1 pseudogene is annotated in these 264 nt (G+C 71.6%); it reads left to right on the forward strand.

Annotated elements, in window-relative coordinates:
- A pseudogene (locus ACZ3GY_RS24185) lies at window positions 1–264 on the forward strand (hypothetical protein); the annotation flags it as partial.

A 264-nucleotide genomic window follows, 5' to 3' on the forward strand; every position in this document is an offset into this window, starting at 1 on the left:
GGCAGCGCCGGCGACGTCTCGGTCGCGGGCTACTCGCTCAACGGCGGGGTGTCGTTCTACTCGCGCGCGCACGGCCTGGCCGTCAACGCGGTGCGGTCCGTGCAGATCGTCACCGCCGACGGGTCGCTGGTCCGAGCGAGCGCGCATCAGAACCCCGACCTGTTCTGGGCGGTCCGCGGCGGCTCCGGCGCCTTCGGCATCGTCGTGTCGCTCGAGATCGAGCTGCTGCCCTACGCCGACGTGTTCGCCGGAATGCTGCTGTGG

Source organism: Pseudomonas sp. PME37.24/006, assembly GCF_055556635.1.